Below are 22790 nucleotides of genomic sequence, written 5' to 3'. Positions count from 1 at the left end.
AAGCAACGAAAAAAGACGCGTTTATCTCCCGCTATCACTTCGTCTATACACTAGAACCACTTCCCTAACTAAGCGGAAGTGGTTCTTTTTGTTCGATCGTAGTCCATCCTTATGCTTTTTCATCCATCTGCCGTAACACTTCGGCCTCGAGTTGCGGTTCCGGTGGCAACCAACCGTCCGGTTTCATGACTTTTTGATCGGATTCTCGGAAGATCGGTTGACCGTCTGGCCCGAGTTTCGCCATGTTCGCGCGTTGAACGATTTCAAAGAGAGGTCCCGGTTCGAGCCCTGCTTCGACAAAGCTACCCATGATGAAGTAAAGTGCGTCCGTCAATGCATCACCTTGACCTACGAGGCGTTCGACGGAAGTCGTCGGATAGGTTTCTTTTAATGATTTTTCAACAGCCCGGTCAATCCCTGCTTTGAGGGAATCGATTGCTGCTAAAAATTCCGCTTCATCCCGAGACGATTGATGCAGAAACTCGACTGCTGCTTCTTCTGTCGTCCAAGTTGCCCGTTTGATGCCACGCTCAAGTTCGAGCGGGGTTGGTCGTTCCGCTCCCGGGTGATTAAATGTTTGATGGAACTGTTTCACGTCTTGAAAATAATTTGGTTGTTTCACACTGTCCACTCCCCTATGTTTACGTTTCATCCATGAACCGTATTCATTTTAACAGGTTTGGACAGATTTCTCGAACGTCCGCTTCATGCATGAACGAGATCAAGCATCTTGATGCCACGCGTGATCAACTCGTCGCGTTCCGGTGACGTCTGCTTCAGGCGCTCGAGATCGTCAAGGAGACGCGGTTGGTCGACTTCATCTGCCAGTTCAAGCAGTTCAAGCCGGAGTAACCAGGCATCCGGTAACTGGACAAGTGTCTGATCAATCAGCTGTGACAGGCGCGACTGACTCGCCTGACCTTCACGAATGGACCGGACGGCTTCGAAAATCGGATCAGCTGCCGTCAATGGACGTTCGATCCGTTCAAATTCAACGGTTTCCGGAATCGGTTTCAAGGCTTCGACTTCTGTTCCCGGGAAGGTTGACGTAATCGCACCGATCACGAGATCCAGTTGATCGAATTGCTCCGTCACACCGTCTTTCGTTAGTCGAACGTCTTTCAGGACAGCGATGGCACGTTTTCCATTCACTTGCTCGATTGCTGCGATATGCCCCGTCAATTGTAACGTCCCTTCCATCCACTCGAGTTGCTCGCCGACTTCGACTTGCTCGAGAACCGCGTTCAATTCTTCTCCATGCAAGAGTGTAAATCCGTTCGGGTGCTCCGTCTGGGATTGGCCGTCTAACACTTCGCCATTCGCAGCGAGTGCCGTCGGCCCAGTAAATCGAACGAGATCAAGTGTTTCGAATGTTTCTTGTGCTGCCGGAACACCGACGAGCGAAAGACCGGATGCAAAGACGAGCGTCGACAGGTTACCGGACTCGACCGCCTTGATGAGACCGTGGCGTCCACCACGGACGTAAGACATCGTCTGTGCAAACTCTTCTAACGCGTCACGCAGTTGTTCAAAGGACTCACAGACGAACAATTCTTTTTGCATGCTCGTGACGTCATGTTTTGTTGCGAGTGCCTTTTCGAGTGAAAACGGATGTTTCTTGACGGCATCCGTCAAGCAGTGGCGGCTTTCCCCGACTGAGGACAGAAGACCTGCCCCGTAAATTTGCGGGTCGTTAAGATCACCGATTAAACCAAACTCGACCGTCCACCAAAAGAGGCGTGAAATTTCATTGGCTTCCGAAATCCCTGTGACATGGGTCCGTGTTTCCGCGAGTGCGATTTCAGCTTGCTCGATGTCTTCCGGTGTTGAAAATGGACTTTCTTTGACAATCGTTAATTTTTTCAGCGCCTTAAAGACATCATGTTCTGCTTTATGATTGAAGGCATGTGCTCCGATTTCACCGAACCGGCGGACAAATTCAGCGTACGTCGGATTCATCAAAATTGGTGCGTGTCCTGCCGCTTCATGCAGAATGTCCGGTGCCGGCGTGTAAAGAATGTTATCGACCTTCCGAATGTCGGTTGCGATCGGCAGGAGACCGTGTCCTTGGAAGTCGAAGAAGGCGACACCCGGAATCAAACCGTCGACGGCGACCGTTCCCCAACCACCGCGACTGAGGTTCGCCGTCATTTCGCGGACATCAGGAATACGTTCCGGGCTGATTCCTGAAGCAGCAAGCCCTTCGAGGTACGCCGGGTGTGCCGTATGTTGCAATGTATTTAAATTCAAGCGCATGACGTAGCGCCAGACCGCATGATCCGTTGGTGTGTAATCTTCGTAATGCTGTGGTGCGACGTGTGGTTGTAAGTGACTTGGAATGATTGGTGTAGACATATGAAGTTCCCCCTTGGATTAAATTAAACAACAAAAAGTCCCTGTCGGACATCAAGTCCGACAGGGACGACGAAAGCCGCGGTACCACCCTGATAATCCATGCTTCGCACGAATCACTTCATTACGGGATAACGGTTTTCTCCGCTTGCTTCGCAAGAGACTCAGAAACTGTAATTCGATTCAATCTGTGTACACGTTCGCAGCGCCACGTGCTCTCTGAAACAGGGAGATTGTTTCTACTTCGGTTTCGTCCTCGTCTACGTCTTTCGTTCTGTTATGCTGTTACGCTTTTAGCAACTAAAGTGCTGTTAAGAAGGACTATACGCTTACTTTTGGCTTTCGTCAATGGCTTTTTTACGTTTAAACCGATTAAATGTTTTGTCCCGGACCGATTTCTGTTCAATCGATAATGACGTCGCATGCCGTTTTAACGCGCCATGAAGGCGTTTTTCAAAAGCTTCAAGTTCTTGAATCCATTCATTCATCGCGACGACAATCGGTAAAATTTCCATGATTTCTTCTTCTTCGAGCTCATCACGATCGAGAAAAGAATGTTTAACGAAGGCAATATTTTCTTTCACTAAGTCTTCCATCGCGAGCGGTTCTTCCGTCAACAATAAATCATACGTCAACAGGACTTTCTCCTGCCGCTGGGCGATATGCATGACGTGGTAGAACAATTCACTGCGTAAGTCATCGGCGATGTTCGACAGGGCCTGTTCCCGCTCACGGAAACGTTCCGCCGTCGCGACACTCCGTTCCAAGCACGACTGCATGTGTTGTAAGATGATGATGTTACGCAGCAACGGGACATGTTTTTGGCGTGTCCCTCGTACTTCCTCCCGGTGCAAGTTAAATAATTGTTGTGTCTCGCGTAGGGATTTACTCATTTTATCGATTGCCGGGCGATACGGAGCGACCTTCCCTTCAAAAGCGATCGCCCGCGTGACGACGAGCAGCTTCTCAAATAGTTTTGAGGCTTTTTGATAATAAACATTCCCGTACCGTGGCGGGAAAATCAATGCATTGACACCGAGTGCACATGCAATCCCGAGCATCACGAGTAAATACCGTATCAAAACGATTTGCCATAACGGCTCTGTCGCCCCTTCGACACTCTCCAAGATGACGATGATCATCAAGACGACGTGAGGAATCGTCCGACCGAATCCGAACGCCAGCAGGATGGAAATGGCTGCCATGATGACGATGCCGATTGCAAGTGGGTTCGCAGGATTCGCTCCGAGAATCCATAAGGCGAGTAACGTTAAAAAGGCACCGATCAAGTTCGCCTCTGCCTCTTCTAAAAATTGTTTCCATGTTTGATAAACAGAAGGCAACAATGTCGTTGCTGCCGAAATTCCTGGTAAAATCGGGCTTAAGTTAAAGAGATTGCTAATAACTAATGCCAAAATAACGGCTAGTCCTGTTTTGATGGTACGTGGTCCAATTTGTAAGGATTGACCCCCCATAGTTGATCCCTCCTTCATAATGTAAGTATGCCCTCTATTCTTCCTTTAATATCATGAAAACGCAATAAAAAAAGCACCCCCAGCGTACTGAGGGTGATTTCATATCTTTAACACACAATCTTCCTTAAGAATATAGAAAAGGACTAGCTCCGAACTTAGTCTAATGGAAAACAAGAAAAATCTAACCTAACTTTACTAATTTTCCTTTGGTAAAGCAGTGGTCACGCCTTCCTCGACTACCTTTCCATCATTCAAGCGAAAAACCATATATTCATCGTCTTTCAATCCTTCACCGGTAATTTTGACGGCAATCTTATATCTCTTATCTTTCTCTCTATGTTTATCGTCGTACGCAGATTTTACTGAAACAATATTTTCTTCGCCATACTTTTTGTTTATATAGTTTACAATTTTTTCTCTGACGTCTTCTTCATACTCTTTATCTACTCCCCTGTTTATAAAAAGAAAACCGCCTATCATTAAAAATAAAGTCAAACTAGTAATCATGATTTTTTTCAAGACGTTTCCCCCCTTCATTCTCTTCTCTATTTACTTTAAATGAATCTAGCTCATAAACAAACTACTATAACAGCAGTTTTGACGTGATGTTTACCCACCTTTCGCTCCTTGAATCGCCTTTTGTGGCAATCCTAAAACGATTTAAGACAGAACGCGCTCTTAATCGACTGTCTGATTTGCTTTTTCTAGCGGTATCGCCTAAAAAGCTTCGTTTTTTCGTTGACTCCTACGGGAAAAGTGCGTGACCACGCACTGGCAAGAGGCAAGCAACGGAAATGGAAGAAGCTTTTATCCTCCAACACCACTTTGTCTGTACGCTGGATAGAAGGATTTCCTAACAGAAAAAATCACCCCCAGCGGACTGAGGGTGATTTCGTTTTGATTACGATGCTTTTGTAGCTGTTCCAGATGTCATTTCTTTTTTCGCGAGTTCTTGATCGACGAGCGGTTTCTTCCAAAGTGAGAGAATTGCCGCTCCGACAAGTGCACCGATTAAGATAGCACCTGCGTAGCTGAGTGCTGCCATCAATGTGCCTGAAGGGCCGTCGAGTAACGGGAAGACGAATACGCCGCCGTGTGGTGCCGGAAGTAAGACGCCGAAGACGATTGTAAGTGCACCAGCGATTGCTGAACCGATGACACTTGACGGGATGACACGAAGTGGATCTGCTGCCGCGAATGGAATCGCACCTTCCGTAACGAATGATGCACCCATTGCGTAAGCTGCGATACCCGCTTCACGTTCCTGCGGTGTAAATTTCTTACGTGCAAACAATGTTGATGAGAACGCGACGAGAAGTGGTGGCACCATACCGCCTGCCATGACCGCAGCCATGACTTCCGTGTTCCCTGCTGTAAGTGCTGCCGTACCGAAGACGTATGCTGTTTTGTTGATCGGACCACCCATATCGATTGCCATCATCGCTGCGACGAGCATACCGAGGAGGATTGCGTTACCGCCACTAAGTCCGTTAAGTGAATCTGTCAACCATGTCATGAAGGCTGCAACCGGTTCGTTGATGACGAGCAACATGATCATACCGGTAATGAATGAACCGAACAATGGATAAAGCAGGACTGGTTTAATTCCTTCAAGAGCTTTCGGAAGACCTTTCAAAGCTTTAACAAGAACTAGAACTACGTAACCTGCAAGGAAACCGGCAATCAGACCACCGAGGAAACCTGCATTCCCTTGGCTTGCGAGGAAACCGGCAATCAAACCTGGTGCGAGACCTGGTTTATCAGCGATTGACATCGCGATGAATCCAGCAAGGACAGGAATTAAAAGACCGAATGCGGCTTGACCAATCGACATCAATTGACCTGCAAATTGGTTATACGTCGGGTCATCCGGGTTTGACGAGTTGATTCCCCAGAAGAAGCTGATTGCGATTAAGAGTCCACCTGCGACGACGAGCGGTAACATCGCTGAAACCCCACTCATTAAGTGTTTGTAGAATCCACCACGTGCTGGTGTACCGCTGTTTCCTGACCCGCTGCCTTTATAGACAGGAGCGTCCTGTTTGACGGCGCGATCAATCAGTTCCTTTGGTTTACGGATTCCTTGTGCGACTGGTACTTCAACGACGTGCTTGCCATTGAAGCGGTCCATTTCGACTGCTTTATCTGCAGCGACGATGATTGCTGTCGCTTCTTGGATGTCAGCATCCGTCAGACCGTTTTTAACACCTGTCGAACCGTTCGTTTCCACTTTTATCCGGACACCCATCTCTTCCGCTTTTTGACGGAGAGCATCTGCTGCCATATACGTGTGGGCGATTCCTGTCGGACAAGCGGTTACAGCGAGGATGTAAGGTGCGTTTTGATCGACCGTTTCCGGTGTCACATCAACAGGACCTTCTTCTTCCCGTTCCTTCGCTTCAATGGCCGCGATGACTTCATCTTCCGAACGAGCCGAGAGAATCGTGTCACGGAAGTTGTTGTCCATCAAGTAGACTGATAGTTTCGAGAGTGTTTCAAGGTGGGCATTGTCCGCATTTTCTCCAGCTGCAATCATGAAGAACAAGCGACTTGGTTGTCCGTCCAGTGCTTCATAATCAAGTCCTGTCGAACGACCGAACGCGATTGCCGGTGATTTAACGGCAGCCGTTTTTGCGTGAGGAATCGCAATCCCTTCACCAAGCCCTGTTGTACTTTGTGCTTCACGTGCTAAAATCGCCTCACGGTAAGCATCACGGTCGTTTAGTTTACCAGCACGGTCGAGTACTTCAACAAGCTCATCGATGACGCTTGCTTTTGTATCAGAACGTAAATCCAGTTTAATCGTATCGCGTGTTAACAGATCTGTAATTTTCATGAGTAGTCACACTCCTTTATTATGATTGAATGAGTTCAACGACTTCGACATCGGTCAATAACCGTTCGATGTCTGCTTTTGTACATAATCCGAACGAATACGCGGAAGCACTTCCTGTCGTCACGGCGTACCGGAATGCTTCTTCCGGCGGACGTCCGAGTGCATGACTGGCAACGAACCCTGCGACGAGTGAATCCCCTGCTCCGACCGAGTTGACGAGTTTTCCTTTTGGCGTATTCGCCGTGTAAGCCCCTTGCTTGTTGACGAGCAATGCCCCGTCACCTGCAAAGGAAATAATGACGTTTTCCGCTCCTCGTTCGACAAGCTGTTGGGCGTACGGGACGGCCATTTCTTTTGATGTGATATCGACATCAAAGATTTCCCCGAGTTCGTGATGATTCGGTTTAATCATGAATGGACCGAGCGGCAGCACTTCGAGCATTGCTTCTTTAGTTGTATCGACGGCAAATTTAACACCGCGTTCATTTAATAAGAGTGCAATTTTTTTGTATAAATCATGTGGAAGACTGCTTGGGATACTTCCGGCGAAGACGACGATGTCACCTGACTGCATTGTTTCGAATGTTGCGAGCAGCGTCTCTAGTTCTGCATCCTGAATAACTGGACCTGCTGCATTTAGTTCCGATTCTTGATCGGCACGAATTTTAACGTTAATCCGGGTTTCGTCAGCAATTGGTGTGAAAGCTGTCAGTACGCCTTGTTTTTCAAGTTCACTTCGAATGAATTGTCCCGTACTTCCGCCTAAAAAACCGAGTGCTTCTGTCTCGACGTCATAATTTTTTAAGACGAGTGAAACGTTGATTCCTTTTCCACCTGCTACTTTTTCTGCTTGTTCGACACGATTGACTTGTCCTGCCTCAAATACCGGTAACGATACGTAATAATCGATTGATGGGTTGAGTGTCAGTGTATAAATCATTTCGCGTTCACCACCTCTGTATATTGACTGTATTTCGCTGTTTGTTCGTTCGATGCCATCGTGATAATCGTCGCCGCACGAAGTGGTGCAACGCGACTAAAACTGATTTCATCCAACTTGGTTTCGTCGACCAACACATACGATTTTTTCGCTAACTCAATCGCTGTCTTCTTTACGAGTGCCTCTTCCGGATCTGGTGTCGTAAACCCTTGCGTCGGATGAACGCCGTTCATCCCAAGAAATGCGACATCAAAGTGGTAAATCAACATTCCTTCACGTGCATTGTAGCCGACCAGTGCTTGCGTCGAATGCTTGAGTTGCCCTCCGACGACGAACGTCGGGATACGGTGGTAGAGTAACGTATTCGCAAGAGGAAGACTGTTCGTCACGACCGTAATCGCCTTCTGTTCGAGATAAGGAACGATGGCAAGCGTCGTCGTTCCAGCATCGAGATAGACATACATGCCGTCTTCGATTAAATCAGCCGCCGCTCGGGCAATTTGATTTTTCTCATCGACGAAACGATCTGTTTTCTCGACATAACTCGGCTCATCAATCTGCAGATGGTTTGCCGTCGCTCCCCCGTGAACACGGCGTAAGTGACCAGCAGTTTCCAGTTGTGATAAATCGCGACGGATGGTCGATTCACTAGCTCCCGTCCGTTCGACGATCGTCTGCATTTTGACGACTTCTTCTCGAGCGAGTAGCTCAAGAATCAGCTGATGGCGTTTTTTCGTTAACATTGGTTTCCCTCCGCATCTTTAATATAAAGCGTTTACATTTAAAAATCAACCAAAAACGTTCATTTTTTTATTTATTTCTCTAAAAAACATTCATTTTACGACTTTATTCGACAGTAATGTCGATTTCATACTAATTATACATCAAAAACGGTCACAATATGACGGTTTACACAAAAAAACCGTTCAATGAGTGAACGGTTTATAAAGACAGGTAAATCAGCCTTTCAACTTCAGTTAGGTTTGTGCTTTATACCTTGACTTCATTGCGAAGGTGACCGATTCCTTCAATCGAAACATCGACGATATCCCCTGTCTGTAAGTATACTGGGGGTTTCATCCCATGACCGACGCCAGCTGGTGTCCCTGTCGCAATGATATCTCCTGCTTCGAGTGTCATCCCGCGCGAGACTTCCGTCAAAATCGTCACGATGTCACGAATCATCAACTTCGTCGAACCGGATTGACGCACTTGCCCGTTGACACGCGTCTCGACCAGGACGTCAGTCGGATCAAACGTATCCTTCGTGACGATAACGGGACCGAATGGACAAAAACCATCAAGCGACTTCCCGCGGAAAAACTGGACGTGTTCTTTTTGAAGGTCACGCGCCGTCACATCATTGACGATGCTGTAGCCAAAAACGTGGTCCAGTGCATTTTCAGGTGTCAAATCACGCCCCGTCGTCCCGATGATGATGGCGAGTTCGCCTTCATAGTCCAGCTGATTCGTTAAATCAGCATGGCGTTCAATGGAATCGAACGGCCCGACGATTGCACTCGGCGCCTTCGTGAACAATACAAATTTCCCTGCCCCTGCCGTATCCATTTCTTTAATATGGTCGGCATAATTTTTACCGACACAAATGACGTTACGCATCGGAACGTACGGCGCGAGCAAGCGGACATCTTCTGTAATCAATGGTGCGATGTCTAAATCAACATCCATCTCAAACCCCCGTGTGATGACTTCGAGCAATGAATCCGTATAGGCTTGTGTCGTCACGTCATACCGGTGTCCGTCCGACTCCACACCAATCCGTTCCCGTCCTTCTTGTTCAAATCGAAACCATTTCATGAAAACTCCCCCTTTTTTCTTAGTATACCGTTCACCCGGTCATGTATACAAAAAAACCGTCAAGATTTTCATCCTGACGGTCCTTCATTATGCAATCCGGTGCGCTAACCGATCGATTAATGCTTGTGATTCTTCATTTAATGCAACGAGTTCTACTTTCGTCCCTGCTGCCTGATATTTCAAGACAACCGTTTCAATTGCTTCCGTCGCGGAATCATCAAATAAATGGGCGTTCGTAAAGTCAATGACGACTTGTTTCATTTGTGCATCGGCTACGATATCAAACTGTTCAGTAAATGTCGTCGTCGAGGCAAAGAAAATCGGTCCATTGATTTGATACGTGACTTGATCGTTTTCAACACGACGTGTCATGTTGATGCGCGAAATTTTTGACGCAAAGAGAATCGCTGCAAGCAAGATTCCGACGAGTACCCCCATCGATAAATCATCCGTCAAGACCGTCACGATGACTGTCGCGAGCATGACAGCAGAGTCACTTTTCGGTGAATTCTTCAACATTTTGAATGAACCCCAATCAAAGGTCGCATACGATACAAAGAACATGACACCGACGAGTGCCCCCATCGGAATCGTCATTAATAAGTCATTCATCGTGACCATCAGCAGCATCAAGAATGCTCCTGCTGTAAAGGTCGATAGACGACCACGTCCACCTGATGTGACATTGATGACCGATTGACCGATCATCGCACAGCCCGGCATCCCGCCAAAGAATCCAGCAACGATATTTGCGATTCCTTGTCCACGTGATTCCGTCGCCTTGTTTGATGTCGTATCCGTCATCTCATCAACGATTCGTGCCGTCAAGAGTGACTCGATCAAACCAACGAAAGCGAGTGATAAGGCATACGGGAAAATGATTTGTAACGTCTCGAGTGAAAACGGAACGTTCGGTAAGAAAAAGCTCGGTAGTGACGCAGAAATTTGTCCCATATCACCGATGACGCGCGTATCAAGTGAAAAGACGACCGTCAAAATCGTCATAATCGTGATCGCGACGAGTGGTGCCGGCAGTACTTTTGTAAAGCGCGGGAAAATTAAGATGATGGCGAGCGACGCTGCGACCATTGCGTACATGATCCAGTTTTGTCCTTCGAACTGCGGCAGTTGTGCCGAAAAAATTAAAATCGCTAACGCGTTAACGAAACCAACCATGACGGAACGCGGAATGAAGCGAAGTAATTTCGCAACGCCTAAAAAACCGAGCACGATTTGAATGACCCCGGCGAGAATCCCGGCAGCGAGTAAATAGTCGACGCCATGATCTTTGACGAGTTGGACGACGACGAGTGCCATCGCACCTGTCGCAGCTGAAATCATTCCCGGTCGACCACCGGCGATTGAGATGATGATCGCAATAATGACGGAAGCATACAGCCCGACCATCGGGTTAACGCCAGCAATCAAGGAAAAGGCGATCGCTTCCGGAACGAGTGCCAAGGCGACGACGATTCCAGATAGAATGTCTGTTTTAGGTTGCAGCAGCCATTCCTTTCTCCATTGTGAAAACATATAATTCCTCATTTCTTTTTTTGTCTATTTCCTATCATAGTACCTTTTTGGGACGCAAACAAGACTCATTGTGATTTTGTCCGGATCATCACGATTTCATCGACCATTTCTTTATACGTCGCCATGATGTCCTGTCCACAGAAGATTGGATCCTCGTCGAGCGTATCGAGGGCACGACGAAGGAGATGAATTTTTGGTTTTTTTCGTTCGAGCAGTTCTTCATAGACAAAATCAAGCACTTCGTTATGTGCTTCCCTTGAAGCGTCTGAAATCGCCGACAAGCCAATCAACCGTTTCATGTGTTCATTTGTTTTTACGAACAGTTCTTTCCGGATGACGACCTCATCTTGCGGACGATCGAGCCAAACGGAGAGGAAACGTGGTGGAATCAATTGTTCTTCCGTTCGACTGACGTCGTCGACGAAATGTGTCAACCGATTAAAGACGTAACGGACGACCCGCTCCGGTTGTGTATTTTTTTCCGATTGACGGAAAAAATACATCGCGTATTGGAGCATCCCTGTATAAAGGACGGCGAAGTCAAGCAAGTATGGTGCTTTTTCCTCGCCAAACAAATCACGCATCCGGTGATAGGTCCATTCGATTTCAAGTAATCGGTTCTTTTCCATGAACGCCTTCAGTTCTTTTTCGTTCGAAGCGACAGCTTCTTCAAACAAGGTATAGAGCTTATATTTTTGCATCAGTTCAAGGTAACAGTTACCTTGTTGGATGAATGTCTCATAATCCGACACGTCGCGTCCGACCAAAATGTCTTTTCGAACATTACGCATTTTTTCAAAGACGACGTTAAATACGTCGATGAACAATTCGTTTTTCGATGAAAAGTAGTTATAGAACGTCCCTTTCGAGACATTACTGTGCTCGAGAATATCTTGAATCGATGTGGACTGGTATCCCTTTTCGACGAACAGACGATATGCAGCATCCAGGAGTTGTTTCTTTTTTGGGTTCATTTTCTAATCCCTCTTCTAGTAAAAGATCTTTTTGAGTACATTCGATTTTACCTCAATCTTTTTTATTTTAGTGTATAAAGCAAATAATTTGTAATGTTTTGCTTCAGGCGGTAAGATAGCTAGGTTGTAGAATTGAAGTATAACAAATTAGACACGTAGTATAAAAGGAGCATAACGAAATGCAATCAACCAAGCAATCATCTCGACTTTATCTTATTTTAGCTGTCCTCATGGCAGGCGCGTTCGTTGCCGTCCTCAACTCGACGCTATTAAATATCGCCTTACCTTCCATTATGGTTTCGCTCGATATTCAAACCAGTACGGCCCAGTGGCTGACGACAGGTTATATGCTCGTCAACGGCATCATGATTCCGACGTCTGCCTTTCTCGTCCAAAAATTCTCAACCCGCAAGCTGTTTCTAACGGCGATGAGCTTATTTACGATTGGAACCATCGTCGCGGGTCAAACGGAGCTCTTCCCCGTCTTACTCGGTGCACGGATGTTACAAGCATCTGGTTCTGCTATCATGATGCCTTTATTAATGAACGTCTTGATCACCGGCTTCCCAATCGAGAAACGCGGACAAGCGATGGGGATTTTCGGACTCGTCATCACATTTGCACCGGCAATCGGTCCGACTCTGTCCGGTTGGGTCCTTGAGCATTACGAATGGCCGATGCTGTTCCACATCGTGACACCGATTGCTGCACTTGTTCTTGTTCTTGGTTTCTTCTTACTAAAAAAAGAAGTCGTCACAAGCAGTTTACGCATCGATCGCCTGTCACTCGTGTTGTCCAGTTTTGGATTCGGTGGGTTGTTGTATGGGTTCAGTTCAGCCGGTTCAGCCGGTTGGGGATCATTCGCTGTCATCGGCTCCTTAACAGTCGGCGTCATCAGTCTCGTCTCATTCATTATACGACAATTACGTCTCGACGAACCGATGCTTGAATTCCGGATTTTTAAATATCCGATGTTTGCTTTATCACAAGGGATTTCGATGGTCCTTAACATGTCGATGTTCTCGGCGATGATCTTGATGCCGATTTATGTCCAAACGATTCGCGGGATTTCCCCGTTCCACTCTGGACTCTTGATGTTACCCGGTGCACTCGTCATGGCGTTTATGTCTCCGATCACAGGTCGTTTGTTTGACCGGTTCGGTGCCCGGGTGCTTGCCATCATCGGATTGTCGTTGACAGTCTTAACAACGTTCTTCTTCAGTCGTTTGACGGCAGATACAGCGTATTCGTTCCTCGTCATCATGTACACATTACGTTTCCTCGGAATCTCAATGGTGATGATGCCCGTCATGACGAACGGTCTCAATCATATTCCACAACATTTGACACCACATGGTACGGCACTCAACAATACGTTATCGCAAGTATCAGGAGCAATCGGTTCCGGCTTACTCATTTCCGTCATGACATCACGAACAGCGAGTTACGCAACGGATCTTGCTGCGAACGCAACACCGACGACAGCACCGAAAACGATCATGACACAAGCAATGGTCGAAGGGATTAACGATACGTTCTTCATCGCGACATTGCTCGCCTTGTTCGCCTTAATCCTTTCGTTCTTCATTAAAAAGCGTCCATCGGAAACATTATCGGTCGTCAAACCGGTCGCCGAAAAAAAATATGCGTAACGGTAGCTTTCGCTTCCTTCCGTTATGAATGAAAAGAATAGACATGAAAACGCCGATGACTCCGGATGAAACATGGGAGCATCGGCGTTTTTTTGTTGTCTGCAGTCCGTCCGCTATCTGTTCTTGATATACTCCTCAATTTGTTTGGCGGAGAGAATCCGCTGGTTCGTACTGCCACGGATGGCAAGGCTCGTATCATGGAGCTGCTCCATGTAGGGTCCGTCAATCAAACAATCCACCTGCCGTAAGATTCGACACGCGCGTTCATCTTTAACTAAGTCTTCAATCCGATACCCGGTGAACAAATAAATCTCATAGTCCGGTCGCAATACCAGGACGAGCTGTTCAAGTGCTTCGATTTGAGCGAACGGTTCACCCCCCGACAGCGTAATCCGTTTTGATCCGATTTCCTCGACCCGCTTGATGACGTCAGGAGTCGAGTAGGTTGCACCTGCTGCAAGCGACCACGACGATGGATTATGACAACCTCGGCACCGATGTGGACAACCGGCGAAAAAGATGACCGTCCGTAAGCCGGGACCATCGACGACCGAATCAGCGACGATGGATAGCAGTCGTACCATGGTAGACCCGGTCCTGTTCTTCCGCCCGTTTGGCTTCATTCCAGCGTGCCATCGTCCCGACGAGATATCCCGTAATCCGCCGAATCCGTTCAATGTCTTCTCCGCCACAGACCGGACACGTCTGCTCGATTGTCTGTTCCGTCCGACAGGTCAAACAACGATCGATTGGATGATTGATTGAGCCATAGCCAATGCCTTCTGCCACCATCATCCGGACGATATCCTCGACGGCTTGCGGATTTTCTGCGAGCGCTCCATCCGTCTCGACATAGGTGATATGTCCTCCGTTACAAAGGGCATGAAACGGCGCTTCGAGGCGAATCTTTTGACGCATCGTTACAGCTGCCGTCACTGGAAGATGGAACGAGTTCGTATAGTAGATTTTATCCGTCACACCGGCAATCAAACCAAACTTTGCGACATCATGCGCCGTGAATTTTCCAGACAATCCTTCCGCCGGTGTCGCAATCAGTGAAAAATTCAATCCCGTCTCATCCCCGAATTGATCGACAACGTTACGCATCGTCTGAATCAACGCCCGGCCGATGTTATGGGCAATCGCTGAATCGCCGTGATCATGTCCCGTCAAAACGACGAGCGCTTCCGCGAGACCAATGAATCCGACCGAAAGCGTCCCGTGACGCAGGACCGGCTCAACGCGATCGGTCGGTTGAAGCGTCTCCCCGTCGCGCCAGACGTGTTGATAAAGAAACTGAAATTCTTCCGCCCGTCGATTCGCTTGGTACTGATAACGCTCGAGCAGCTGTTCGCAAGCAAGTTTCGTATAATCAGTCAATGTCGCAAACATATGATCGACCGTTTGACTCGTCAAGGCGAGACGAACGAGGTTCACACTCGTAAACGACAGATTTCCCCGCCCCGTCACGGAAGCTTCTCCTTGACGATTTTCGAAAACACGCGTCCGGCAACCCATGTAGGCAACTTCTTCTGTTGTCTTGCTGACGTTGAACGGGGCATCTAAAAATGCAAAGTTCGGAAACAACCGTTTTCCCGTGACTTTTGTCGCAAGCTGAAATAAATCGTAATTCGGATCACCTGGATTTAACGTCACACCTGCTTTGACTTTAAAAATCTGAATCGGAAAGATGGGCGTTTCCCCTTTTCCGAGACCTGCCAGTGTCGCTTCAAGTAAGGCTTTTGTTAGCATTCGACCGTAAAACGACGTATCCGTCCCGTAATTAATCGAGATGAATGGGACTTGTCCGCCACCGCGTGAATGCATTGAATTCGTATTATGAATAAAGGCTTCGCATGCTTGATAGGTGATTTCGTATGCTTCTTGGCGCGCATATCTCGCACGACGTGCCTTCGACCAGCTCGGAGCAATCTGATTAATTTTCTTCATTTGACGTGCGTATGTTTTCTCGACGAAGGGAGCTAAATCGGTATCAAAATTCGGAAAGGCTTGCCCGCCATGCTGCATGTTTTGATTCGCCTGCATAATGATCGCAGCGAGCGCCATCGCAGAACGGATATCTTGTGCCGGACGAATCGACCCGTGACTCATCTGGAACCCGTTCGTCAGCAAGCAGCCTAACGGAATTTGAGAACAGGTCGTCGTTCCCGTGACATAGTAGTCAGCGTCATGGATATAGAGGATATTGTCCGCCAACGCTTGTTTAACACGAGGCGTCACGAGCAAGTCTTCCATCATCGCCCGCGCCGCCGTACTCGCGATCCGGTTTAACTTCGCGAGTGGTGCTTTGCCATCGATGTTGGCATTTTCTTGGACATGGTTAGTCGTTGGTTCCTCAATCACTTGTCGGTACAAGGTGTTCACTTCCATCACTATCACTCCCTAGATATCGCTTTATTTCTGTCTGTACGACTACTATATCTAGGAAGATTCGGCAGCAGCAACCCCTGCATACTTTTGATTTTTTGCAAGTAAACGTGCTAACTTTTCACGAAATGGTTGTAGAATTTACGTATTCTTCAGCTCCAGGCACGCTTTTTGAACTTTCGGCGTACTATGAGGATTCTCACGACCGTCGAGCCACTCCGTCAAAAACAGAACATCTTCCGGATACATATGTTTAATTGTTCCGAGTTGCGCACGCGACATCCACGCCACCTGTTCAATCGTTTCGTCCGGGTCGTTGATTCCTTGACTGTCACCGATTCGGATAGCTTCAAAATATGTCGTTTCGACTTGAATCGTTTGGATGACGGTCTGTTTCGTAAACAGATTTTGTTTGATCTTCACCGGATACCCGGTCTCTTCCATGACTTCCCGCACACAGCATTCGCCTGCCGTCTCTCCCGGCTCGATTCCACCGGACGGGACGGCCCACGCCTCAGAACCATAACTTTTGACCATCAATACTTGATTTTCCTCATTGACACAAACTGCTGCTGCACCGTACCATTCTCGCATCGTTTAATCCCCTTTCAGCTACTCGTTTCTGTTTAGTCATTCGCGATGACCTTAAACATCCCCTACAAAAAAACTGCCGCTCCAACAAAATGAATTGTTGAAGAGACAGGTAGCCTGCTTACTTTTTAGTTGCGTTCGGTAACATGACTTTAAAGAGTGCCCCGTCGCCTAAGACGGACTCGACTTCAATCGTTCCGTCATGCTCGCGGACGATTTCTTTACAAATCGACAATCCGAGTCCCGTTCCGCCAATTTTACGACTATCCGAGTTGTCGACGCGATAAAACTTACTAAACAGGTGCGGCGTCGAACTGACAGGAATCCCGACACCAAAATCACGGACACTCAGTTCGATGTTTGCATCATGCTCGAGTAAACCAATGATGATATCACCGCCGTCCGGCGAGTACTTCACGGCATTGTTTAATAAATTACCGAGGAGTTGCTTCATGCTGTTGCGATCGGCTTCTACTAGGAATGTCTGCCCTTGATCCGCATCGAGTTGAAGGTTGTGCCGTTCCGTCGTCGCCTGATGAAACTGAATTTGCTCTTTGACGACATCGAGGAGATTAAATACCTCTTTCTCGTATGACTGCTTGCCTGATTCCATTCGTTGTACATTCAAGAAATCACTGACGAGATCAGTCAGGCGTTTTGATTCGTCATGAATTGTCTGTAAATACCGTTTACTCCGATCCGGACCTAAATCCCGTTTTAACATCAGCTCGGTAAAACCATAAATGGACGATAAGGGTGTCCGTAGTTCATGCGAGACCGTTGAAACGAGTTCGGACTTCATTCGGTCGACTTCTGTTTCAGGCGTTACATCCCGGAAGACGAGGATTGTCCCGATTGGTTGTCCCTCATGAACGATTCCTTCAGCATAGACTTGAATAAAGTATGTGCCGTCGTCAATCGATAAAGAAAACATGTCTGTCGGAATCTGACCAGCGAGGACCTTCTCGAAATACATTGCGAATGCCTCTCGTTGATCCATCTGTTCGAACATCGTCTCGGGATTCACTTCAAGAAACGTCGTCATATCTGTTTCTTCCTCAATCTGAAGCGACTGGAAGATTTCAAACAATGCTCGGTTACCGAGTATCACTCGTTCTTCATATTTGACGTATAATATCGCTTCTCGGACAGAATTTAACAGTTGCGCCGTTTCAGCCCGCTCATAGTCCATCTGTTCATATAACGTCATCCGCATCCGTGAAATCGCAATCTGTTTTGCGAACGATGCCAGTTCGGTGATGTCATGTTCCGTGAACGCTTCATCAAATCGTGCTAAATAAAGGCAAGCAATCAATTCATCTTTTGCCGGGTCCATGATTGGAATGACCGCTTCATGAATGTAGTACGGGTAACCTAGCAACCGATCTTCGGTCACTTGCTTCGTCGATTGTGCACTTTCTTTTGAGACCATGACCCGTTTCAACAGTAACGATTCCGTTTTTAAGCTCTCTTGCTGCTCATCGGTCATCTCTTTTGGTACAACCGACGTAATCTCATTATTCTTGATGAACAGTAATGCCCCGAACTCCGTTTTCGTCAAACGGACAATCGTACTGATGACGGAAGAAAAATCAAATAAACTTTCTTTGGAAGCCAATGTCTCAATCAATTCATTCCGATCTTTCAAGTGCAATTCATTCGATCGTGTTGCCGTCAAAGACTGTTCGAGTTCTCTTTGCTTACCGGTCAAATCATCTTGTTTTTGTTCGAGCTCCTGATTTTGTCGTGATAGATCGGTATGTTGGGACGAAATTGAATCGGCCATTTCGTAAAAGGAGTCAGTTAATTGACCGACTTCGTTATTCGATTGGCGGTCATATTCTAAGGAAATCGACTTCCCTTCTGCAAGACGGTGACTTTTCTTCGTCAGCTCTTGCAGCTGTTCCGTCAACCGATTGATGATCGGTCTGACGATGAACACAAGACACAAAATGAAAATCAGTAAGTTCAAAAACCAGAACCATTGTGTTTTCTCTAATTGGTCGAGTACTTGACGTTTCGTCTGACTTGCTGCGCCGTCGATATATAGGTAGCTCGCAAATGACGTCAATGCCCCAATCGCGAATACCCCATAAAAAATCGCCATCAGTTGTCTTCCTATCTTTTCGGTCATCCAGTTTCTCATAAAAAAATCCCCCTACTTATCTTCAAAAAATACAGGGATGTCTTTAACCCATCTCGTACCTCCCTGTTAATTCCCTGAATTCGGGTGAATCAATCATCAAAAGAGACGTTTACGACATGGCGGTGCTACATGCAGGTCACAACTTAGCGCAATCGCATCAACTACCCCTTGCTTCGTCAGTCGATCAGTCTGGATGTGTTGATTGAAAAGCGGATCAGTCAATGCTTGAATGCGGGCATCTGCTTGCTGCCCTCCCCAGGAATCCGGTCGTTCAAATCGTCGAAGTAAACGTCGTTTCACGGTAGAGCTAGAGGCCATTAACGAAACATGATGGACCAGGTGCCCCCGGCGTCTTAATTCACCAACGATCTCATCAAAATATGTCGGGTTCGTCACCGTCATCGGTACAATGACCGTCCGATTGCCGGATTGATTGCTTCGTTCGAGAATCACCCGCGTCAGTTCCCGCCACAACGGTTCATCTTGAAAATCGCTATACGTGCGTGTCGACGGTAATTGTTCTCTCAACAACTGACCGACTGATTCCGGATCGAAGATATCAGATCCCGGTATTCTTTTTTGTAATCCCTTAGCCGCCGTCGTTTTTCCTACTCCAAATGTCCCGTTAATCCAGATAATCATGATTTCCCCGTCTCCCCTTTTCCTAGCATGATGTACATACGAAAAAGCCGTCCCGCCGGTTTCAACCGTCGGACAGCTTTACAGAAATATTAATAAATAAACTGAATGATGAAAGGTGCCAGGACACTCGCAAAAATCGCCGTCAAGACCATCGTCAGCAATCCGACCGCACCCTCCCGTTGGTCGAGCGTCATCGATTTGGTTGCACCCATGACATGCGCAATCGAAGCCAGTCCGACACCCCGACTGACGAAGTGACGAATCTTTAACCCCGTCATCAAGCGTGGACCGACAAGTGAACCGACGAGCCCTGTCATCAGAACGAACGTCGCGGTTAAGGTCACCGTTCCACCCGAACGCTCAGAAATCGACAAGGCGACGGGCAACGTGACGGATTTCGGGAGCAGTGCCAGATTCGTCGTTCGTCCGAGATGTAACAACAGTCCGAACAGGATATCTGACGTCAAGGCGATGCTCGTCCCGATGACGACCCCTAGCCCGATTTCCGGCAAGAAACGCCGAACATGGTGACGGACCGTATAAAGCGGAATCGCGAAGGCGGTGATGGCAGGACCGAGCATTTTCGTCAAATACTGTCCGCCAGTCATATAGGTCGCGTGGGATACACCCGTCAATGATAAAATCAAAATCATTGTTGCCGTCACGGTCAAAATCGGTAACGTCCAGACTCGTGGATACCGCCGATACCCGGCAAATCCAATCAAAAAGATAACAATCGTCAGAATCAACCAAAATAGTGCCTTAATCACGTGGCGTCACCCCATCTTTTCGATGAGCAAGCCGATCGACGATGTAGGCAGAACCGACGAGCGTCAGCAAGCTACTCATGATGACGATCAATACGATCTGTAAGCCGTTCTGGCGTAAGAATACCGCATAGTCCATGATTCCCGACAATGCCGGAACGAAGAACAACGGCATGATGAGCAGCAACAGCCGGCCGCCCCGTTCAACGTGTTTGACTTGGACGACCTTTGCCTTGAGCGCTAAATAGAGCAACAAAAGTCCGACGATATTCCCCGGTAACGCTAAGTCAAAGCTTTTACTGATCAGTTCACCGATTGTCGCAAAACAAGTGATCAGGATTACTTGCCCAATCAATGAAAGAAGTGTGCGCATTTTTGTAGACATAATTCCTTTTCCCCTTGTATAAACCGAATTCACTGTTCATTATCCGCTTCTGTTTGTGAACAATCAATGAAATGAGTCAATTTGTTTGATGTAATCGTTCTCACACGAATTGAAAGGACTTCTTGATACAGTACAGCTTTAAGCATCAAGAACTGTTGTTGAACAGACGAACGTGTATGAAGCGATTCAAGACGAAACACGCTCTAAAATGTCTTTTTTTCGGTGTAATCCCAAAAAGCTTTGCTTTTGCGTTGACTCCTACGGGAAAAAGCGCGTTTTTACGCGCTGATAAGAGGCGGGCAAGCAACGAAAAACAGAAGCTATGATTGTCAAAGACTACGTTTCCTATACTTTGAGACTGTGCGTAAGTGGATGGACCATGACACACGAAACGCCGATAATCCCGTTTTTCATACGGAGTCATCGGCGTTTTTCAGGAAGATTCTTTTCGTTTGCGAGAGGTAAATACTCTTCTCACATCACGCGTTTAAACAATTTCTCCAGTTCATATGTCGTCCATTCGATGATGACCGGTCGGCCGTGTGGACACGTGAACGGCATCTCGGTTTGTGACAGGTCGACGATCAATCTTCGCATCATCTCTTCATTTAACGGATGATTGGCTTTGATTGATTTTTTACAGGCCATCATGATTGCCGCATCTTCCCGGTACTGTTCGATGTCGATTTTTTGTTTCATCAACGCTTCATCCATCAGCTCTTGAATCGTCTCTTCCTGCCGGTGCGAGGGAAACCAGGTCGGTACTTCACGGACGATGAAGCTTTGCGGACCAAACGCCTCCAACTCAATCCCGACTTCTAACAATAAAGGCAGGATTTCTTCCATCCGCTTCATGTCATCAGATGAAACTTCGAACGTGTACGGCAATAACAGTTGCTGTTGCTGCTCGAGCGGACGACCAAACATCACTTTGTACGTTTCATACTTGATGCGCTCCTGGGCAGCATGTTGATCAATCAAATACATCCCGTCCTCGCCGGAACAGACGATATAGGATGAGTGCAGTTGACCGATGACATCGAGATGGGGAAACTTCGGACGATTGTCCTCCGTTTGTCCAGCGTTCGCTATTACTTCTTCCCGTTGCTCCCCTTCGAAGCTGACTGCTTGATCAGCCTGTCGTCCTTCTGTCTCATGAACCGCTTCACGTTTTGGAATCGGATAATTCCAGACTGCACGCGACGACGTATCTTCAACCGAATCGACGCTATATGAGAAATCGAGCCGTTCCTGCGCACTCGGGTCTTTTTTAGGTTTTTGTTTCGTCACTTGCGGAATCAACGTCTCGCGACTGAGTGTCATTCGAATCGTCTCTTGAATCAATTGACATAACTCTGCTTCCTTCGACAAACGAACCTCTCGTTTTGCCGGGTGGACGTTGACATCAATCAATAGCGGGTCCATCGTCACCTCGATGACGGCAATCGGAAAACGACCGATCGGCAGTAACGTATGATAACCATTCAGGACAGCTTGCGACAAAGCAAAGTTTTTGACCGACCGCCCATTTAAAATCAAGGTGATGTAGTTTTTCGACGCCCGTGTGACTTCGGGTTTAACGAGATGACACGTCAATTGATAGTCCGCATTCGATGCTGTCGCAACAAGTGTCCCTTGAATCGTCTGATGCCCGTAGACGCTCGCTAAAGCTTGACGGACGTCACCGGAACCATTCGTCTGAATCAACACTTTCCCTTCATGGACGGCACGGAACTTGACCTCCGGGTGCGCGAACGCCATCCGGTTCAAGACATCGGTGATTGCCGCAAGCTCCGTATGTGTCGTCTTCAAATACTTCAGGCGGGCTGGTGTATTAAAGAATAAGTGTTCAACGGTCAGTTCTGTTCCCCGGTTCATCGCGCTAGCCGAACGATCGAGTAATTTTCCGTATTCGAGAATCAATTGGACCCCTTCTTGATCGGCCCGTTTCGTCTTCAGCGTGACTTTACTGACGGACGCAATCGAGGCCAATGCCTCGCCCCGAAAACCGAGTGTCTTGATCCGGAACAAATCGTGTTCATCCTTAATCTTACTCGTCGCGTGACGAACGAAAGCGAGTTCCGCATCTTCCGGATAAAACCCGTGTCCGTTATCGCGAATCGTCATCCGTTTCATCCCTGCTTCTTCAAGTTCGACATCGACTTGTGTCGCTCCGGCATCGAGTGCATTTTCGACGAGCTCCTTGACGACGGAAGCCGGTCGCTCGACGACTTCTCCCGCCGCGATCCGGTTTGCTAACGAATCCGATAATTCACGAATGATGCCCATCC

19 protein-coding genes and 1 other annotated feature are annotated in these 22790 nt (G+C 47.5%); of the genes, 1 reads left to right on the top strand and 18 read right to left on the bottom strand.

Features of this window, described 5'->3' with window-relative positions; all coding sequences use genetic code 11:
• Positions 1-109: 109 nt before the first annotated feature.
• From KNQ02_RS07310 to KNQ02_RS07265, 10 genes are all read right to left on the bottom strand, one after another.
• Positions 110-622 carry a pyrophosphohydrolase domain-containing protein gene (locus KNQ02_RS07310; RefSeq protein ID WP_353048375.1) on the bottom strand — a complete coding sequence of 171 codons (513 nt, stop codon included), beginning with the start codon at positions 620-622 and terminating at the stop codon, positions 110-112.
• An 83-nt stretch (positions 623-705) separates the two neighbouring features.
• Entirely contained in the window at positions 706-2355 is a 1650-nt protein-coding gene (locus KNQ02_RS07305) for an aromatic amino acid hydroxylase (protein ID WP_214807743.1), read from the bottom strand.
• Between the two features lie 59 nt (positions 2356-2414).
• Positions 2415-2618, bottom strand: a binding site (T-box leader).
• Between the two features lie 63 nt (positions 2619-2681).
• Positions 2682-3827: an FUSC family protein gene (locus KNQ02_RS07300; RefSeq protein WP_088836731.1), complete on the bottom strand. Its 1146-nt coding sequence runs from the start codon at positions 3825-3827 to the stop codon at positions 2682-2684.
• A gap of 195 nt (positions 3828-4022) precedes the next feature.
• Complete coding sequence (locus KNQ02_RS07295; protein WP_088836730.1) at positions 4023-4346, bottom strand: hypothetical protein; 324 nt, start codon at positions 4344-4346, stop codon at positions 4023-4025.
• A 382-nt stretch (positions 4347-4728) separates the two neighbouring features.
• Positions 4729-6663 (bottom strand): PTS fructose transporter subunit IIABC, encoded by a 1935-nt coding sequence (locus KNQ02_RS07290; RefSeq protein ID WP_029333226.1) that lies wholly within the window; start codon positions 6661-6663, stop codon positions 4729-4731.
• 19 nt (positions 6664-6682) lie between these two features.
• Positions 6683-7603: a 1-phosphofructokinase gene (pfkB, locus tag KNQ02_RS07285; protein ID WP_088836729.1), complete on the bottom strand. Its 921-nt coding sequence runs from the start codon at positions 7601-7603 to the stop codon at positions 6683-6685.
• A complete protein-coding gene (locus tag KNQ02_RS07280) occupies positions 7600-8346 on the bottom strand; it encodes a DeoR/GlpR family DNA-binding transcription regulator (RefSeq protein ID WP_029333224.1) in 747 nt (248 codons plus the stop codon). Before KNQ02_RS07280 ends, pfkB begins: the two co-directional genes overlap by 4 nt.
• Positions 8347-8593: 247 nt before the next feature.
• A complete protein-coding gene (locus KNQ02_RS07275) occupies positions 8594-9421 on the bottom strand; it encodes a fumarylacetoacetate hydrolase family protein (RefSeq protein WP_214807739.1) in 828 nt (275 codons plus the stop codon).
• Positions 9422-9508: 87 nt separating this feature from the next.
• Positions 9509-10954, bottom strand: a complete 1446-nt coding sequence (locus KNQ02_RS07270) for a SulP family inorganic anion transporter (RefSeq protein ID WP_029333221.1) — start codon at positions 10952-10954, stop codon at positions 9509-9511.
• Between the two features lie 65 nt (positions 10955-11019).
• Positions 11020-11928: a TetR/AcrR family transcriptional regulator gene (locus KNQ02_RS07265; protein ID WP_088836727.1), complete on the bottom strand. Its 909-nt coding sequence runs from the start codon at positions 11926-11928 to the stop codon at positions 11020-11022.
• Between the two features lie 179 nt (positions 11929-12107).
• Here KNQ02_RS07265 and KNQ02_RS07260 point away from each other — a divergent pair, with 179 nt between their 5' ends.
• Positions 12108-13580, top strand: a complete 1473-nt coding sequence (locus tag KNQ02_RS07260) for a DHA2 family efflux MFS transporter permease subunit (RefSeq protein ID WP_214807736.1) — start codon at positions 12108-12110, stop codon at positions 13578-13580.
• Positions 13581-13693: 113 nt separating this feature from the next.
• Here the strand turns inward: KNQ02_RS07260 and nrdG are convergent, their stop codons facing one another.
• From nrdG to mutL, 8 genes are all read right to left on the bottom strand, one after another.
• Positions 13694-14164 carry an anaerobic ribonucleoside-triphosphate reductase activating protein gene (gene nrdG / locus KNQ02_RS07255; protein ID WP_214767994.1) on the bottom strand — a complete coding sequence of 157 codons (471 nt, stop codon included), beginning with the start codon at positions 14162-14164 and terminating at the stop codon, positions 13694-13696.
• Positions 14136-15971, bottom strand: a complete 1836-nt coding sequence (locus KNQ02_RS07250; protein ID WP_214807733.1) for an anaerobic ribonucleoside triphosphate reductase — start codon at positions 15969-15971, stop codon at positions 14136-14138. Before KNQ02_RS07250 ends, nrdG begins: the two co-directional genes overlap by 29 nt.
• Positions 15972-16109: 138 nt before the next feature.
• Positions 16110-16562 carry an NUDIX hydrolase gene (locus tag KNQ02_RS07245; RefSeq protein ID WP_214807730.1) on the bottom strand — a complete coding sequence of 151 codons (453 nt, stop codon included), beginning with the start codon at positions 16560-16562 and terminating at the stop codon, positions 16110-16112.
• A 118-nt stretch (positions 16563-16680) separates the two neighbouring features.
• Positions 16681-18666, bottom strand: a complete 1986-nt coding sequence (locus KNQ02_RS07240; protein ID WP_251132122.1) for an ATP-binding protein — start codon at positions 18664-18666, stop codon at positions 16681-16683.
• Positions 18667-18801: 135 nt separating this feature from the next.
• Positions 18802-19347 (bottom strand): AAA family ATPase, encoded by a 546-nt coding sequence (locus KNQ02_RS07235; RefSeq protein ID WP_214767989.1) that lies wholly within the window; start codon positions 19345-19347, stop codon positions 18802-18804.
• 89 nt (positions 19348-19436) lie between these two features.
• Entirely contained in the window at positions 19437-20117 is a 681-nt protein-coding gene (locus tag KNQ02_RS07230) for an LrgB family protein (RefSeq protein WP_214805030.1), read from the bottom strand.
• The gene (locus tag KNQ02_RS07225; protein ID WP_088836718.1) at positions 20110-20499 is read right to left on the bottom strand and encodes a CidA/LrgA family protein; all 390 of its coding nucleotides are present in this window, start codon (positions 20497-20499) and stop codon (positions 20110-20112) included. The genes KNQ02_RS07230 and KNQ02_RS07225 overlap by 8 nt, the downstream gene beginning before the upstream one ends.
• A 474-nt stretch (positions 20500-20973) precedes the next feature.
• Positions 20974-22788, bottom strand: coding sequence for a DNA mismatch repair endonuclease MutL (gene mutL, locus KNQ02_RS07220; RefSeq protein ID WP_214807727.1), 1815 nt, complete (start codon positions 22786-22788; stop codon positions 20974-20976).
• Positions 22789-22790: the final 2 nt, after the last annotated feature.

Source organism: Exiguobacterium sp. s102, assembly GCF_018618635.1.
In the GTDB taxonomy this organism is placed as follows: domain Bacteria; phylum Bacillota; class Bacilli; order Exiguobacteriales; family Exiguobacteriaceae; genus Exiguobacterium_A; species Exiguobacterium_A oxidotolerans.
The sequence above is the reverse complement of the archived record's forward strand: the minus strand, read 5'-3'. Positions and strand labels throughout refer to the sequence as shown.

Excerpts from the sequence above, each read along its gene's own strand:
- KNQ02_RS07305 (WP_214807743.1), bottom strand. The coding sequence starts at position 2,355 with ATGTCTACACCAATCATTCCAAGTCACTTACAACCACACGTCGCACCA.
- KNQ02_RS07300 (WP_088836731.1), bottom strand. The coding sequence starts at position 3,827 with ATGGGGGGTCAATCCTTACAAATTGGACCACGTACCATCAAAACAGGA.
- KNQ02_RS07290 (WP_029333226.1), bottom strand. The coding sequence starts at position 6,663 with ATGAAAATTACAGATCTGTTAACACGCGATACGATTAAACTGGATTTA.
- pfkB (WP_088836729.1), bottom strand. The coding sequence starts at position 7,603 with ATGATTTATACACTGACACTCAACCCATCAATCGATTATTACGTATCG.
- KNQ02_RS07280 (WP_029333224.1), bottom strand. The coding sequence starts at position 8,346 with ATGTTAACGAAAAAACGCCATCAGCTGATTCTTGAGCTACTCGCTCGA.
- KNQ02_RS07275 (WP_214807739.1), bottom strand. The coding sequence starts at position 9,421 with ATGAAATGGTTTCGATTTGAACAAGAAGGACGGGAACGGATTGGTGTG.
- KNQ02_RS07270 (WP_029333221.1), bottom strand. The coding sequence starts at position 10,954 with ATGTTTTCACAATGGAGAAAGGAATGGCTGCTGCAACCTAAAACAGAC.
- KNQ02_RS07265 (WP_088836727.1), bottom strand. The coding sequence starts at position 11,928 with ATGAACCCAAAAAAGAAACAACTCCTGGATGCTGCATATCGTCTGTTC.
- KNQ02_RS07260 (WP_214807736.1), top strand. The coding sequence starts at position 12,108 with ATGCAATCAACCAAGCAATCATCTCGACTTTATCTTATTTTAGCTGTC.
- nrdG (WP_214767994.1), bottom strand. The coding sequence starts at position 14,164 with ATGGTACGACTGCTATCCATCGTCGCTGATTCGGTCGTCGATGGTCCC.
- KNQ02_RS07250 (WP_214807733.1), bottom strand. The coding sequence starts at position 15,971 with ATGGAAGTGAACACCTTGTACCGACAAGTGATTGAGGAACCAACGACT.
- KNQ02_RS07245 (WP_214807730.1), bottom strand. The coding sequence starts at position 16,562 with ATGCGAGAATGGTACGGTGCAGCAGCAGTTTGTGTCAATGAGGAAAAT.
- KNQ02_RS07240 (WP_251132122.1), bottom strand. The coding sequence starts at position 18,666 with ATGGCGATTTTTTATGGGGTATTCGCGATTGGGGCATTGACGTCATTT.
- KNQ02_RS07235 (WP_214767989.1), bottom strand. The coding sequence starts at position 19,347 with ATGATTATCTGGATTAACGGGACATTTGGAGTAGGAAAAACGACGGCG.
- KNQ02_RS07225 (WP_088836718.1), bottom strand. The coding sequence starts at position 20,499 with ATGTCTACAAAAATGCGCACACTTCTTTCATTGATTGGGCAAGTAATC.
- mutL (WP_214807727.1), bottom strand. The coding sequence starts at position 22,788 with ATGGGCATCATTCGTGAATTATCGGATTCGTTAGCAAACCGGATCGCG.